Genomic DNA, 339 nt, shown 5'->3' with positions numbered 1-339 from the left:
CTCTGAACGCGTAGTGCTCGCCCACCCCCGCGTCGTGGGCACGCAGTAAACCGGGGGCCATGGCCGCGGCTACGGGGTCGAAAACCCGCGGAGTCTCCAGGGCGGAAAGGTCACGTACGGCGACCTCCGGATGTTCGTCCGCGTAGTACCGAAAGTGCTGTGTAGGCAGTGCGATAAAGGCAACCTCGACGCGCTGCTTCACTGACGGTGGCCGCCGAAGCCGTACCGCGCTCTTGCCGACGAGGCGAGAGGTGTCTCCGGAGACGAGTGTGGTCTGATGCCAGCCCGAACCGTCCAGGTATTCCACCTGGCATAAGCCATGCAGAGGAGCCACGATGG

Annotated in this window: 1 protein-coding gene; it reads right to left on the bottom strand. The window is 64.6% G+C overall.

Translation table 11 applies throughout. The features are described 5' to 3' along the window. On the bottom strand, positions 1-307 hold a 307-nt coding region (locus tag ADK54_RS47550), incomplete at its 3' end, for a hypothetical protein (protein WP_234392110.1). Positions 308-339: the final 32 nt, after the last annotated feature.

Source organism: Streptomyces sp. WM6378 (assembly GCF_001279695.1).
Taxonomy (GTDB): domain Bacteria; phylum Actinomycetota; class Actinomycetes; order Streptomycetales; family Streptomycetaceae; genus Streptomyces.
Note: the sequence above shows the minus strand (reverse complement) of the source record. Positions and strands in the feature narration are given on the sequence as shown.